This window comes from Marinobacter sp. NFXS9 (assembly GCF_040148665.1).
Lineage (GTDB): Bacteria > Pseudomonadota > Gammaproteobacteria > Pseudomonadales > Oleiphilaceae > Marinobacter_A > Marinobacter_A mangrovi.
In genome coordinates this window covers 407805-423439 of sequence record NZ_JAGDDW010000001.1, presented here as the reverse complement: position 1 = coordinate 423439, position 15635 = coordinate 407805, and the positions used below count along the sequence as shown (strand labels likewise).

General features: G+C 60.7%; 11 protein-coding genes. 1 reads left to right on the top strand and 10 read right to left on the bottom strand.

The window, feature by feature from the left end; genetic code table 11:
- Positions 1–33: 33 nt before the first annotated feature.
- From J3364_RS01845 to gbcB, 9 genes are all read right to left on the bottom strand, one after another.
- Entirely contained in the window at positions 34–1644 is a 1611-nt protein-coding gene (locus tag J3364_RS01845) for a BCCT family transporter (RefSeq protein WP_349556221.1), read from the bottom strand.
- Between the two features lie 245 nt (positions 1645–1889).
- Complete coding sequence (etfB, locus tag J3364_RS01840) at positions 1890–2675, bottom strand: electron transfer flavoprotein subunit beta (protein ID WP_349556219.1); 786 nt, start codon at positions 2673–2675, stop codon at positions 1890–1892.
- Entirely contained in the window at positions 2665–3966 is a 1302-nt protein-coding gene (etfA, locus tag J3364_RS01835; RefSeq protein WP_349556217.1) for an electron transfer flavoprotein subunit alpha, read from the bottom strand. Before etfA ends, etfB begins: the two co-directional genes overlap by 11 nt.
- Entirely contained in the window at positions 3966–5912 is a 1947-nt protein-coding gene (locus tag J3364_RS01830) for a (Fe-S)-binding protein (RefSeq protein WP_349556215.1), read from the bottom strand. Before J3364_RS01830 ends, etfA begins: the two co-directional genes overlap by 1 nt.
- Before the next feature lie 53 nt (positions 5913–5965).
- A complete protein-coding gene (gene dgcA / locus J3364_RS01825) occupies positions 5966–8029 on the bottom strand; it encodes a dimethylglycine demethylation protein DgcA (RefSeq protein ID WP_349556213.1) in 2064 nt (687 codons plus the stop codon).
- Positions 8030–8161: 132 nt separating this feature from the next.
- Positions 8162–8713 carry a DUF5943 domain-containing protein gene (locus J3364_RS01820; protein WP_349556211.1) on the bottom strand — a complete coding sequence of 184 codons (552 nt, stop codon included), beginning with the start codon at positions 8711–8713 and terminating at the stop codon, positions 8162–8164.
- 2 nt (positions 8714–8715) lie between these two features.
- Positions 8716–9693 (bottom strand): dipeptidase, encoded by a 978-nt coding sequence (locus J3364_RS01815; protein WP_349556209.1) that lies wholly within the window; start codon positions 9691–9693, stop codon positions 8716–8718.
- 216 nt (positions 9694–9909) lie between these two features.
- Positions 9910–11052 (bottom strand): choline metabolism transcriptional regulator GbdR, encoded by a 1143-nt coding sequence (gene gbdR / locus J3364_RS01810; protein ID WP_349556207.1) that lies wholly within the window; start codon positions 11050–11052, stop codon positions 9910–9912.
- Between the two features lie 432 nt (positions 11053–11484).
- On the bottom strand, positions 11485–12612 hold the full coding sequence (gbcB, locus tag J3364_RS01805; protein ID WP_349556205.1) for a glycine betaine monooxygenase reductase subunit: 1128 nt from the start codon (positions 12610–12612) through the stop codon (positions 11485–11487).
- A gap of 291 nt (positions 12613–12903) precedes the next feature.
- On the opposite strand from gbcB, the gene gbca reads away from it, so the two are divergent.
- Complete coding sequence (gene gbca, locus J3364_RS01800) at positions 12904–14175, top strand: glycine betaine monooxygenase oxygenase subunit (protein ID WP_349556203.1); 1272 nt, start codon at positions 12904–12906, stop codon at positions 14173–14175.
- Positions 14176–14340: 165 nt separating this feature from the next.
- Here the strand turns inward: gbca and fdhA are convergent, their stop codons facing one another.
- Positions 14341–15540 carry a formaldehyde dehydrogenase, glutathione-independent gene (gene fdhA / locus J3364_RS01795; protein WP_349556201.1) on the bottom strand — a complete coding sequence of 400 codons (1200 nt, stop codon included), beginning with the start codon at positions 15538–15540 and terminating at the stop codon, positions 14341–14343.
- Positions 15541–15635 lie beyond the last annotated feature (95 nt).

Below are 15635 nucleotides of genomic sequence, written 5' to 3'. Positions count from 1 at the left end.
GAGAGTCAAAGACCGCCTCTCCCGGCTTCGCGATCAGGCCTGGGCCTTACTGTAGCCCAGTTTCCTGGCGTCGCGTGCCAGGCCCATGTACAGGCTGATGCACATCAGTATGAGGATAACGGCAAACGGCAACCCGGCCGTCACCGCACCGGCCTGCAGTGCTTTCAACGCCTCCGACCCGCCGCCAAACAACAGCGCAGCCGCAATGAGGCCTTCCATTGTGGCCCAGAACACGCGTTGCGCGACGGGGACGTCTTCCTTGCCGCCCGCGGTGATGCCGTCAATCACCAGCGACCCGGAATCCGAGGATGTCACAAAGAAGACCAGCACCAGAACGATCGCCAGGAACGAGATCATCGACGTCATCGGCAGGCCTTCCATCATCTGGAACATGGCCAGCGGGACTTCAGTCAGCCCCTGGGTCAGGGCGCCGGTACCGGCCTGGATTTGATCGATGGCATCGCCACCAAAGGCCGTCACCCAGACACCGCAGACGATCGTGGGCACGACCAGAACGGCGAGCATGAATTCACGCACGGTCCGCCCCTTCGAGACGCGAGCGATGAACATGCCCACGAAAGGCGACCAGGAAATCCACCAGGCCCAGTAGAAAACCGTCCAGCCGTGGAACCAGGCTTCATCGTCACGCCCGACCCAGTTGCTGAGCGGGCCGATGTTCCGGATGTAAGAACCGAACAGTTCGATGAGGTTTGAGAAGAAGCCGGTGATTGAGCCCAGCGCAATCACCGCGACCAGCAGAATGAACGCAATGATCATGTTGATGTTGCTGAGCAGTTTGACACCGCCTTCGAGCCCCCGGACCACGGAAAATATCGCAATCGAGGTGATGAAGGCGATCAGTGCGATCTGGGTGCCGATGCCGTTCTCCACGATGCCCAGGTAGGCCAGACCACTGGCCGCTTGCTGCGCACCCAGACCCAGCGACGTGGCGAGACCGAAGATCGTAGCCAGTACGGCCACAATATCGATGGCGTCGCCGATCGGGCCCCAGGTCCGACTGCCAAGAATCGGGTAAAACGCGGACCGTACCGTGAGAGGAAGTCCCTTGTTGTAGGCGAAGAAGGCCAGGGACAGACCGACAATACCGTACATGGCCCAGGGATGAAGGCCCCAGTGGAACATCGTTGCACCCAGGGCCAGCGACTTCCCTTCTTCGGTCAACGCCGCAACGCCCAGGGGGGTGCCATACCAGTCGGTGTAATAGGCAACCGGTTCAGCAACGCTCCAGAACATCAGGCCGATGCCCATACCGGCTGCGAACAGCATCGCAAACCAGGACATGGTGGAAAATTCAGGCTTCGCCGTCTCCCCGCCTATGCGGATTTTACCCACCGGCAGGAATATCAGGGCGAGGCAGAAGACCACGAACAGGTTGCCGCCGGCCATGAACAGCCAGTCAAAATGCGCAATCGCCCAGTTTCGGGCGTCGAGCAACATGCCATTGGCGGCTTCGGGGGCCAGCAAGGTACCGATAACGAAGATCAGGATCAGGACGGCACTGATACCAAACACCGGATTATGGATGTCGAATCCGGCAATTTGGATATTGTCCTGCCCGATCTGGTAGTCGACGTCATCGTAGGGACTGTCGACATCGACCGCTGGTTTTACACGTTCGGTCATGAGGAGACTCTCCAGAGTATATCGTTATTATGGGGTTCTTGTGGGAACCGGAGGTCATCTCGAATAAGCCCGCAGGGCCGGTGTTCGGGTCGCAGCGATCGTGAGTCCGGCTGATTCGATCTGTTCCGGTATCACTGATGGTATGGAATTGGGAGCCGGCACAGATTCCCAGCTGCGACATGGATGGGTGGTTGCGTGTCTTAAAACGGCAATGGTGTTTGCCGGCTTTCGTTGTGGTGCCTCAACTAGCGCACCACACCTTCCGAGATCAGCAGCTCCATGATGGCCGTCGCCTTTTCCTGGTCTGTTCCTTCCCGGATGACGGATCCACCCTGGCCCTGGGGCTTTGCGGTAGCCGCCTTGAATCGATCGGCGGCGGACTTGGCCTTGGCCACGTGCAAGCGTTTGGGGCGGGGCTTCGCCGGAGCGCACGTCCATTCCTGGCGGGCCTGATCGACCGGTGCGTCGGTGATGGCATCAACCAGCCGCCCCCGTCGGGCCGCCCCGAACGCGTATTGCCGTGCGTCGGCCGCCGCACTGTCGACGGTTGCAATGAACGGCAGCGGGACGCGCAACAGGCGGCGCTGGCCACGCGGCAGTGCCTGCAACACCTCGGCACGTCCGCCTTCCACCTTCCGGATATCGGCAATGTGGGACACCAGCGGCCAGCCCAGTTGCTCAGCCAACAGGTAGGGCACCATGCCTGATGCTTCGCCCTGCTCCGCATGGATGCCCGTCAGGACAATGTCGAAAGAGGCTCCTTTGAGGTATTCGAGGAGAACCGGTACCGCATCCGCCTGTTCGTCGGCGTTCAGCAGCGTGATTTCCGGCAGGCCCATGCCCAGATACTGATCCAGACCGCCCTCCCGGTCTCCATCACCCACATGGATCACCCGGGACGTAGCACCCGCCATCTTCAATCCCAGCTCAACGGCGCGTGCATCCTGGCTGGCCCGTCGGGAGCGACCCGACTTGGGGTGTTGCCCGTTGGATACCAGTGACGCCACTTTCAGGTCGGGATCAGGCCACATGACGCGCCTCCTCTGTCATATCGGTGGCCGCATCATCCGATGCGGTGTCGGGGCTGCCCTGCCGCGCCTCCGCGAGGCGCAGCAGCTCGCCAAGAATCGCCTGGCTGTCGCCGATAACGCTCAGGTCGGCCCGCTTGATCATGTCGCAGCTCTCGTCGAGGTTGATGGCGATCACCTTGTCACACTGGCCAATACCCTGCAGATGCTGGATGGCGCCGGAAATCCCCACAGCCACATAGACCCGGGCGGTCACCCAGGTCCCGGTCGCACCAACCTGCCGGCCGCGGGGCATGTGACCATCATCCACGGCCACACGGCTGGCACCTTCGGTGGCACCCAACGCCGTCGCAACCGCGTGGAACTGATCCCAATCCCGGATGCCGTTACCTGCAGAGAGGATGAACTCCGCTTCGCCAAGGGCGATCTTGCTCGGATCCACATCAACCGGGCCGAGATCTTCGATCAAGGCGCTGACGTCCGGGATGGCATCGAGCTCAATCGGTTTGGCTTCGTGCCGCGTCTCGTCGACCGGCAACGCGCATTCCTCGGCCAGAAGCAAGACTCGCGCCGTAGGACGGTGCCAGTCGGTCCGTTGGGTGCCGCCCCGGCACACGGTCTGTTGTGCATCCACTTTCCAGGCGTGGACCGCGGGCCGTTCGCCCAGGCGCGCCGACAGACGCGATCCCAGGTCGGCGCCGCCGTGGATGGAATCCGGGAACAGCCAGAAGCGCGGCGCCAATTGGGACTCAACCGCTTCCAGGACCGCCAGTCTGTGTTCCGGGCAATAGCCCGACAGCGGCCGGCCGTTCAATTCGGTCAATGAAACCAACCGGTCGGCCCCGGCCAGTTCGAAGTTTGCTTCGCGGGCTTCGCCCAGGGCCACCGCCACCACGGCGCCCTGCTCTTCAGCCGCCTGGGCCAGCAAACGGGCCTGCCCCAGGATGTCCCTGTCGTGGCTGCTGAGACGCCCCGCCACCAGGTCCACCACGACCGCCACATAGAAGTCCGGATTATCGACCCGGTGCAACGGAAGCTCGACCTCGGCGCCGGTGGAACGCCCCCGGCCACCTGACGATGAGCCGGAAGCGCCACCGGACAGACCGGCACTGCGATCGATGCGCCTGATGCCTTGGGGTCCGATAAAACCCACCGCATGCGGGTTCTTTCGCAACAACCCCGTGGGGCCCCGTGTCGGCCCGTTCTGGGCCGCTGCCAACATCTCGTGTTCCGGATGAAGCCGGTTCCGCAGGATCCATTCCATCCGGGGATTGCGTCTTGGCGTGTCGCTCATCAGTGAACCTCCTCCGCCAGGGACGGCCTGGCCGTCGAGGTCGAAGCCGACTCGGCTGCATCCACCATCAGGCCCTCAGCCACCAGCTCCGCCAGGTCGCGGATCTCGGGCCGGGGCTCGACCACCCCTTCGAGCATGGCCGTGCACTGCTGGCACGCCACGGCGATGGTCTCGGCCTCCACCTGGCGGGCATCGTCCACCCGCATGTCCGCGATGCGGTGTTCGCCCGGGATGTCCGTAATCGGCGCGCCACCACCACCGCCGCAGCAGCGCGAGCGGTAACCGGAGCGTTCCATTTCACTGACCTGGATGCCCAACGCGGCCAGCAACGCCCGGGGCGACTCGTATTCCCCGTTGTAACGACCGAGATAGCAGGGGTCGTGATAGGTCACGGCGCCGCCCTTGAATCGATCCAACTGGATGCGGCCCTGCTCCACCAGTTCGTTGATGAATGTGCTGTGATGCATGACGTCATAGTGACCGCCGAAATCGCCGTATTCATTCTTCAGCACATGGAAGGCATGGGGATCGGTCGTTACGATCCGACCAAAGCGGTATTTGCCCAGCGTGGCGATGTTGTGTCGGGCCAGCGTCTGGAACGTGGCATCGTCACCCAACCGCCGGGCTACGTCGCCCGAATCGCACTCTTCGTTGCCGAGGACCGCAAAGTCCACATTGGCCGCTTTCAGGATCTTGACGAAGGCGCGCAGGATGCGTTGGCTGCGCATGTCGAAACAGCCATCGCTGACCCAGAACAGCACATCGGCTTCCTGCTTGTCGGCCATCAGCGGCAACGCCAGATCCGCGGCCCAGTTCATCCGGCTGTCGGGCTCGTAGCCCCCCGGGTTGTCCGTGGCGATCAGGTTATCCAGCACCTCGGCGCCCTTGTTCGGCGTTTCGCCGCGTTCGAGCGTCAGGTGTCGGCGCATATCGACAATGGCGTCGACGTGCTCGATCATCATCGGGCACTCCTCGACGCAGGCCCGGCAGGTGGTGCAGGACCAGAGCGTCTCGGCACTCACCAGACCGTCCACGATCGGTTGATGAGGGCTACCCTGGGCCTGCCCGACATCGCGGCCCGGGTAAGGGCTGCCGGCATAATGCGCATCGGTCCCCCCGGCCAGACCCACAACCATGTCCTGAATCAGCTTCTTCGGATTCAGCGGCTGGCCGGCTGCGAACGCGGGGCAGACCGCTTCACAACGCCCACACTGGACGCAGGCATCGAATCCCAGCAGCTGGTTCCACTTGAAGTCTGACGGTTCGGCGACGCCCAACATGCCGTCCAGATCGACCGGTTTGAGACCGGTTGAACGGCCACCGCCAAAACGTTCCGGACGACGATGGAAGGCCAGATGCAGGGCGCCGGCAAAGGCGTGCTTCATCGGACCGCCCCACCCCATGCCGAACAGCAGCTCGGCCAGACCCAGAGTCACGCCGATCAGCAGCACGCCCGTCAGCACCCAGTGGCCGAAGTTTTCAGGGAGCACGTCGGACGCCAACAGGGTCAGCAGGAAGAACGAGGCCGAAAACGTGAGCAGACTTTTCGGCAAACGCATCCACGGCCCTTTCGACAGGCGCGCCGGTGGGTTGCGGCGGCGGAGATAAACGAACACGGCGCCGGTAAACATGATGATCGTGGACACCAGCAGTGGCAGGGTCAGCCAGCGGCTGTCCAGTCCGAACACATGCACCGGGATGATCAGCAGCATGGACAACACGAAGCCCCCCGCGGTGGCGACGTGCGTATTGGACATCGCCTTATCGCGGGCCACCACATGGTGCAGGTCCACCAGATAGCGGCGCGGCATGGCCATGAGCCCGGCGATCAACCGGACCGGCTCAGGACGGCCCGCACGCCACAGCAGGATGCGCCGGAGCGCACCGACCGCGAACAGGACCAGCGCCATGATTACCAGGGCGGGAAGCAGCCATTCAGGAAGCATGGAATACCTCACTGGATCGAACTTGAGTTAGCGAGCCTCCGAATCCGGGGCTCCTAGAGGTCCTTGCACAGCCGGAGCGCATCATAGATCGCCGCATGGGTGTTGCGCTGGGAAACGCAATCCCCCAGACGCCACAGGATCATCCCGCTGGCGGCGTTCTCCAGGACGGGCTGGGCCTGGCAGGCGTACAGGGCCTCCACGTCAATCTGCCCCTTGTTGATCGAGCCGGGTTTCAACGCGTAATACAGCTCTTCATTGGGACGCGTGCCGTTCTCGATGACCACCTGGTCGACCACCCGTTCTTCCCGGTTGCCGGTGTACTCGTTCTCCAGCACCGCGATCTTCTTGTCGCCCTCGGCGTAGACCTTTTCCAGAACCAGATCGGAGCTCATGATCACTTCCTGCTCGTACAGGCTTCGGTAGTAGGTCGGGAACGTGGTGCCCCCGATCCCGACGCCCGGCTTGATGTCGTCTGTGACCAATTCCACCTGGGCGCCCTTCGACGCGAGGTAGTCGGCGGCCGACATGCCGGAGAATTCGCAGATGGTGTCGTACACCAGGACATTTTTGCCGGGTTCCACCTGGCCACTCAGGATGTCCCAGGAGGACACCACGAGACCGTCGTCATAGCCCCACTCTGGGTTCTGCTCCATGAACGGCACGCCGCCAGTGGCCAGGATGCACACGTCCGGCTGGAAGTCCCGCACCACCGACGCATCTGCGGAGGTATTGAATTGCAGCTTCACACCGAGGCGGTCCAGCTCCAGCGCGTACCAGCGGGTAATGCCGGCTATCTGGTCCCGCTGGGGCGCCTTCGCGGCCAGGGTGATCTGGCCACCCAACTCGCCGGCCTTTTCGATCAGGGTGACGTCATGGCCCCGCTCGGCCGCCACGCGGGCCGCTTCCATTCCGCCAGGCCCGCCCCCGATCACCAGCACCTTGCGCACCGGCCCTTCGGTTTTCTCGATGATGTGCGGTAAACCCAGGTGCTCCCGGGATGTCGCTGCGTTCTGGATGCACAGGACATCGAGCCCCTGGTACTGGCGATCGATGCAGTAGTTGGCTCCGACGCACTGGCGAATCTGATCCACCTGGTTCATCTTGATCTTCGCAATCAGGTGCGGGTCGGCAATGTGAGCCCGGGTCATGCCCACGAAGTCGACGTAGCCTTCCTGCAGGATGCGCTCGGCCTGGTTCGGATCCTTGATGTTTTGGGCGTGGATGACCGGCACATCGACCACTTCCTTGATGCCCGCCGCCAGGTGCAGGAACGGCTCCGGCGGGAAAGACATGTTGGGAATGACGTTCGCAAGGGTATTGTGGGTGTCGCAACCGGATCCGACGACGCCGAAGAAGTCCAGCAACCCGGTATCGTTGTAGTACTTAGCGATCTGCTTCATGTCCTCGTGGTTCAAACCATCCGGGTGGAATTCGTCGCCACAGATGCGCAGGCCGACCGCAAAATCGCGCCCCACTTCTTCCCGGACCGCCTTGAGCACTTCCATACCGAACCGCATCCGGTTCTCGAAAGTGCCGCCCCACTCGTCCGTCCGCCGGTTGACCCGGGGTGACCAGAACTGGTCGATCATGTGCTGGTGAACGGCCGACAGCTCAACACCGTCCAGGCCGCCTTCTTTGGCCCGGCGGGCCGCCTGGGCGAAGTCGCCGATGATCCGCCGGATTTCCTCTTCCTCGATGGTCTTGCAGGTCGCGCGATGAACCGGCTCCCGGATGCCGGACGGCGACATCAGGTTGGGCCAGTTTTCACCGTCCCAGCGGGACCGCCGACCCATATGGGTAATCTGGATCATGATCTTGCCGCCATACTTGTGCACGGCATCTGCCAGATTCTGGAAATGCGGAATGATGCGATCGGTCGACAGATTGACCGAACTCCACCAGCTTTGCGGACTGTCGATGGACACCACGCTGGAGCCCCCGCAAATGCAGAGACCGCATCCCCCCTTGGCCTTTTCCTCGTAATACTTGACGTAACGATCCGTGGTCATGCCCCCATCGGTGGCGTAAACCTCGGCGTGGGCGGTACTGACCACCCGGTTACGAATGGTCAGCTGGTTGATGTTCAACGGTCGAAAAAGCGATTCAAACTGGGACATGATCTCTCACCTGCGTCCTGTCCGGAGGTAGGCGTGGGCCAACCGACTCCCCCAATCACGCGTGCGGGCGTGATCGAAGCAGCGAATCGGATGGCCTCAGCGCCGGACTGTCTCCGGTTCCGGAAACCTGTTCTAGTTGATGGTCTCGAGGGTCGACTTGGGCGTCACTTCGAACACCCCGTACTCGACACCCTCTTCCGCGGCACTCTGCGTCTGCCGGGCCACCGTGCGGACGTCATACCCGAGGTCCTGCGCGATCTGATCCATGGCACCGGCAAACCAGCCGGTAAACATGTAGTCGATCTTCCGGCCGACCTTGCCGTAGTGGTAAACGAACGCCGAATGATCCAGGCGCACCCGGGCCTCCCCGCGGGCGATATCGATATGCTCAATCGTGAACAGTCCCCAGCCGCGCTGGGACAGGCGCTTCATGTAGTGATCGAACACCGCCCGCCCTTCAATGCAATGCAGGGCCGCTTCCCGTTCGCACCAGTGCCAGGCGGATTTGTAGCCCGCCTTATAGAGGATCTCGGCATAGCGTTCGGGACCGATTTCTTCTTCTACGGCCTGATGGTTGTTGATGAAGAAATGCCGCGGCACATAGAGCATGGGCAGCGCATCCGTGGTCCAGATGCCGGTTTCGCCATCCACGTTGATGGGCATTTCAGGTGCGTGCGTCGCCATAATTATTCTCCCCAGACCTGGTTGAGAACGCGCAGCCAGTTCTCGCCCATGATTTTCCGGGTCAACTCCTCGGAAAAACCATTGCGCAACAGCGCTGCCGTCAGATTCGGAAATTCGCCGATGGTGCGGATGCCTTCCGGGTTCACGATCTTGCCGAACTCCGTGAGGCTGCGGGCATAGCCCTTGTCGTGGGTAAGCCAGTCGAAGAAGGCCTTGTCCTGCCCCTGGGTGAAGTCGGTACCGATGCCGACCTGGTCTTCACCGACGATATCGATCACGTAGGCGATGGCCTCGACGTAGTCGTCGATGGTGGCGTCCGGCCCTTTCTTGAGGAACGGTGTGAACATGGTAACGCCGACAAAACCGCCCCGCTCGGCAATAAACCGCAGCTCGTCGTCGGACTTGTTACGGGGATGCTCTTTCAGGCCGGACGGAAGACAGTGGGAGTAGCAGACCGGCATGTTGGACTCGAGGATGACCTCCTCCGACGTCTTGCTCCCGACGTGGGACAGGTCGCACAGAATGCCGACGCGATTCATCTCGGCGACCACTTCCCGGCCGAAGCCGGACAGACCGCCATCACGCTCATAGCAACCGGTGCCGATCAGGTTCTGGGTGTTGTAGCACATCTGCACCACGCCCACACCGAGATCCTTGAAGATCTGGATGTAGCCCAGCTGGTCCTCGAACGCGTGGGCGTTCTGAAACCCCATGATGATGCCGGTCTTGCCGAGCTCCTTGGCTTTTCGGATGTCGGCTGTGGTCCGGACTTTCATGACCAGGTCGCTGTTGTCTTCGATCAGCTCGTTGACCGCCACGATGTTATCGACCGTCGCCTGGAAATCCTCCCAGACGGAAACGGTGCAGTTGGCGGCCGTCAGCTGGCCCTTGTGCATGTCCTCGAACAGTTCTCGACCCCATTTCGCAATGATGAGGCCATCGATAACGATGGCATCCTGGTGCAATTCGGTTGCGTTCATGTCGGCACCCCGGTGGCTGTTTGGTTGACCCTAGACGCAGTGTATCCATGGCCTGTGCCGCCAAATTCACTGGAAGCGACAGCGCAAACACCAAAATCGGCAGCGACGTCGAATGAGAGACAGGACCGGCAGGATCGCCAGCGGTGAGGAATCGCCCAACAAAAAAGGGGGCCAAAGCCCCCTTTGTGTCCCTGACGGGATGTTCGTTTCGTTCAATCAGCCAGACGCGGCGACGGCATCGCCAAACGGCAGCGGGTCAAACATGAAACTGACCGCCCCATAGGAGGGTTCCGCCTGGGCCAGTCGCAAAGCAGCGTTGGATGAACTTGGCAGCGCCTCCACCGTCTGGCTGGGCGATTCCAGTCGCTTGAACGACCAGACCGCAGCCCGCTCCTCCTTGGGCGAAATGCCAATGTACTTGCGATAGCAGCGACTAAAGTGCGGGGCCGACACGAAACCGCACATTGAGGCCACTTCGATGATCGAATACGTGGTCTGTTTGAGCAGCTGCCGGGCTCGGTCAAGTCGCAGTTTCAGGTAATAGCGGGAAGGCGTGCAGTTGAAATGCTTCAGGAACAGCCGCTCCAGTTGCCGACGTGAAATACCAACGAAGCTGGCCAGTTCCTCGAGCTCGATGGGCTCCTCAATGTTGGCGTCCATCAGTTCCGTGACCTCGGCCAGCTTGGGCTGCGCCGTGACCAGCAGACGCCGCAGCGGAGTGCGCTGGGTTTCGTTGTCCGGGCGAACCCGATCACAGACGAACATGTCGCAGATGGCATTGGTGAGGGCCTTGCCATGCTGGCGGGTGATCATGCTGAGCATCATGTCCATCGGCACGCTGCCGCCGGTACAGGTCATGCGATCCCGATCGAGGGTGTAGAGATGGTTGGTGCAATGGACCCGTGGGAACCGTTCCTGCAGTGAGGCGAGACACTCCCAGTGAGCGCTGCAATTGTAACCGTCCAACAATCCGCCACTAGCCAATGCATAAGCGCCGGTGCACACCGCTCCCAACAGAACCTTTTTCTGTGCCTGAATCTGGAGCCAGTGCACCTCTTTGGAACCGAAACTGCGGGTGATATCGACACCACCGACCACAATGACGATATCAAACACCTTCCTGTCTTCGATGGATCCATCCGGAGAGATTGAAATGCCATCGCTGGCTTTCACCGGCTCGCCGTCCTGGGACAACAACTGCCACGTATAGAGCTCGGTACTGGTTAACTGATTGGCCATGCGCAACGGCTCTATCGCCGACGCCAAAGCCACCAGGGTAAAGTGATTGAGCAGTAGAAAACCAACCCGGTACGGCTCTGAACCCACTGTTTTCTCGTTGGAAACAGCATTCTCTCTCATCGATGAACCCCTATTATCTGTATTGCATACCGTCCTTCTGGTCAGCGGGGGCCGAACTGAGCTCGGGTCGACTAACCACCTTTTACGCCTTGGTGGATCTCCAGAAGATGGGTCATCTCACCTGAAGCGATTCCTTAACATCTTGTACGGGTCATGAGCAGTGTGGCCGGCGTTTGTCAGTCGTTCCGGACACTGGCTGCCTCGATTCTGTTTAGCAGTTTCTGTTCCAGCTTCCTGGCAATGCCATTTATTGTTATGCGACGGATTGCCGCGCCGGATTAGAGAACATATTACGGCCAGTGACGCGTGCGCAACTGTTCAAAAACGTCGGATTGACCCTTTTTTTCGTACTAAAAACGACACAGGGGTTGCAGAACCGTCGATGACGCCGACGGTTCTGCAAGTGGGCGCTGGGAGCGATTCGACCAAGGTCTAACCGTCGATGCTCAGATTGGAAGTTGGGGTACTGCAGCAGGAAAGGATATAGCCGTCGTTCAGATCTTCCTCGGTGATGCCGCCATTGTGCTGGATGTCGACGTCACCGGAGGTCTTGCGCACCTTGCAGGTGCCACAGATACCGACACCACAGGCCTTGGGTATGTTCAGCCCCAGGCGGCTGGCTGCGGCATGGACGGTTTCGCCCGGCAGCACCTGAATGCTGCGGCCTGAAGCCTCGAAGTCCACGGTAAAGGTATCCGCGTCCTTGTCTTCCTCGGCCTGCTTGACGGCGAGCTCGGCCTGCTCGAGCGCATCCTGGCTGGCCTCCTCGGGCGTCGCGCCGAACGATTCCTCATGGTAATAGTCCATGTCAAAGCCGTTCTCGATCAGGAGCTTCTTGACGGCCCGCATGTAGGGCGTCGGCCCACAGCAGAAAATCCGGCGATTCAGGTAATCCGGCGTCGCCAGCTTGAGCTTGGCCTCGTCCAGGAATCCCCGATAGCCGTTCCAGGCCTGCCCGATTTCAGTGCGCTCACAAATGATGATGAGATTGAAGTTGGGCACCCGTGAACACATGTGTTCGAGCTCACGGCCGAAGATGATGTCCCGCGGGGTTCGGGCACTGTGAATGAAGGTAATGTCCACATCGGCATTGGTGTCGAAGAGCCAGCGGGCCATCGACATCATGGGGGTAATGCCGACACCGCCCGAAAGCAGCAGGACCTTTTCGGCCGGGTGATCGATGCAGTTGAAGTTCCCGACCGGCCCGTGCACGGCCAGCTCGTCGTTTTCCTTCAGATTGTCGTGCAGCCAGTTGGACACGTACCCGCCCGGCACCCGTTTTACCGTGATGGAGAAGCTGTAGGGCACCGAAGGGGAACTCGAAATCGTATAGGAACGCATGATCTGCTCCCCATCAATCTCAAGCTCGAGGGTGACAAACTGCCCCGGCTTGAAGAAGAACATGATGGATTGCTCAGCGTTGAAGCAGAACGTTTTGACATCCCATGTTTCCTGTATAACCCGGACACATCGGACCAGATGGCGCCCGTTGGCCCACACCCGGGTGTTGAGCGCATGAAACTGGGCAGAGGGATCAGTGGCTTCGGTAACGCTGGTCATGGATCGTTTCTCCATCTTCGGTGAATGGCACCCGTGGAACACTGCGAATCCATTCTGGGGAAAACCCGCCGTCTCGGGTTAGCCATTTACGACATGGACTTGATCAACTTCTCCAACCTTTAACTCTCGCCCTCTCCTTTGTCCCTGACCGCGTCGAATTAAAAACGGACGATGTCGTAAACGGACAACTGACGCAGGCACCGCCATTCGAGAATGGATTCACCGACATTCCGGCGCCGGGGGGCACACCGCGGCACGTGCTGACTTCCACCATTCCGAGGACACACCGCAATGACCGAACAAGACCTGCTCAACATGACGTACAGCAATATCGAGGACGCCCGGCGGGAGATGAGTCAGACACTGAACGAACGCTCCCGCCAGCTGTCCCTACCGCGGGCGCTCTACAACGATCCCTTCCTGTTCCGCATCGACATGGAAGAGGTGTTCATGAAGGAATGGCTGTTTGTCGGCATGACCTGTGAAGTGCCCAAACCCGGCGCCTACATCACCGTCGAAATCGGACAGAACCCGGTGCTCATTGTGCGCGACCGGGACAATCAGGTACGGGCCTTCCACAATGTCTGCCGCCACCGCGGGTCGCGCGTCTGCACCGCCGATAAGGGGCTGGTCGCTAACCTGACCTGCCCGTATCACCAGTGGACGTATGACCTGAAAGGCAACCTGCTTTACGCCGGTACCGAAATGGGAGACAGCTTTGACAAGAGCGAATTCGGTCTGAAGCCCGCCCACTGCGAAACCGCTGGTGGTTTTATCTATGTCTGTCTCGCCGAGGGCGAGCCCCCTGAAATCGATGACTACCTGAGCGAATTGGATGCCTACATGGATCCGTACGACATGGAAAACGCCAAGGTGGCGGCGGAATCCACGCTCGAGGAGAACGCCAACTGGAAGCTGGTCATCGAGAACAACCGTGAGTGCTATCACTGTTCCGGCTCTCATCCAGAGCTGCTCCGAACCTTGTTGGAGTGGGACGACACCACCGACCCACGAGCCACGCCCGAGTTCAAGGAGTACTACGCCCGCCAGGCGGCAGAATGGGACCGCGAGCGGATTCCGCACAAACACGTTGAATTCGGCCTGCAGAACCGCATCGTCCGCATGCCGTTAAAAGAAGGCACAGCCGTCATGACCATGGACGGCAAGCCCGCCTGTCGCAAGAAGCTGGGCCGAATCCAGAATCAGAACCTGGGATCCATGCGCATCCTTCACCTACCCAATTCCTGGAATCACATGCAGAGCGATCACGCGATCGTCTTCATGGTCCAGCCGGTATCGGCACAGAAAACATTGGTGACCACCAAATGGCTGGTCCACAAAGATGCCGTTGAGGGTGTGGACTACGACGTCAGCCGACTGCGCTACGTCTGGGACCAGACCAACAAGCAGGACCGGGAACTGGCCGAGCAGAACCAGCGCGGCATCAATTCGATCGCCTACCAGCCCGGCCCCTATTCGCAAACCTATGAGTTCGGGGTGATCAACTTCCTGGACTGGTACACCGAGACGGTTCTGAAAAACCTGATTCACGACAGCCTGTAACGCTGCTTTTGTCGGCGCGCCAGCCCCCTGGCGCGCCGCTATCGATCCCCATCACACACCGCTTATCTTCGATAACGCCCGCAGGCTGGTACGGCTTACTTCCGACAGCCGGGCACAAAAAAGCCCGCGCTGCACGCGGGCTTCTTTCCTGTTTACCTGAGGCCGTCAGGCCGCGACCGAAGCATGAGGATCGATCACGAACTTCTTCGCGGCGCCGCCATCAAAGTCGGCGTAACCCTTCGGTGCCTGGTCCAGACTGATCATCTGTACGTTCACCGCATCGGCGATAGCCACCCGATCGAACAGGATGGCCTGCATGAGCTGGCGATGGTATTTCATGACCGGGCACTGCCCCGTATGGAAGGAGTGGGATTTTGCCCAACCGAGGCCAAACCGCATGCTCAGGGAACCTTGCTGCGCGGCCGCTTCGGCGGCACCCGGGTCTTCCGTCACGTACAGACCGGGAATGCCGATTTCGCCACCGGCACGGGTGACCTGCATGGCCGAATTCAGCACCGTGGCCGGCTGCTCGTGATGATGGTGGTGTCCACAGGCATGCGCCTCGAAGCCCACGCAGTCGACGAAGCAATCCACTTCCGGCTCACCGACGATCGATTCGAGCATATCCGGCAGATCGCCGTCCTGCTTCAGGTCGATCGTCTCGCAACCGAAGCTGCGGGCCTGGGCCAGACGCTCATCGATCATGTCACCGACGATCACGCAGGCCGCCCCCAGCAGTCGGGCGCTGGCCGCAGCCGCCAGTCCCACCGGACCGGCGCCGGCAATATAGACGGTGGATCCCGGCCCCACGCCCGCGGTAACGCAACCATGGAATCCGGTCGGGAAAATGTCGGACAGCAACGTCAGGTCCTTGATCTTCTCCATCGCCTGATCCGGGTCAGGGAACTTGAGCAGGTTAAAGTCGGCGTACGGCACCATCACATACTCCGCCTGACCGCCAACCCAGCCGCCCATGTCGACATATCCGTAGGCGGCGCCTGGACGAGCCGGATTCACGTTGAGGCAAATACCGGTCTTGCCTTCCTTACAGTTGCGGCAGCGGCCACAGGCGATGTTGAAAGGCACAGACACGATGTCCCCCTCGCGGAGGAATTCCACATCGCGACCGCATTCCACGATCTGTCCGGTGATTTCATGGCCCAGAACCAGGCCCTGGGGAGCGGTGGTGCGTCCGCGCACCATATGCTGGTCGGAACCGCAAATGTTGGTGGTCAGCACTTTCAGGATAACGCCGTGATCACAGCGGCGATTGCCCAGGGCGAGCTGGGGAAAAGCGATGGATTCGACGGTGACATGACCGGGGCCTTGATAGACGACGCCACGGTTGGATGCGTTGTTGGTCATTTGATCTTCCTTCTATATGGACTGTTGTGGTGGAAGAGTTCCTCCCCTACTCTAGGTTTCCTGTGATTGGGCTCATGCCTGAATGCGACAGCTTT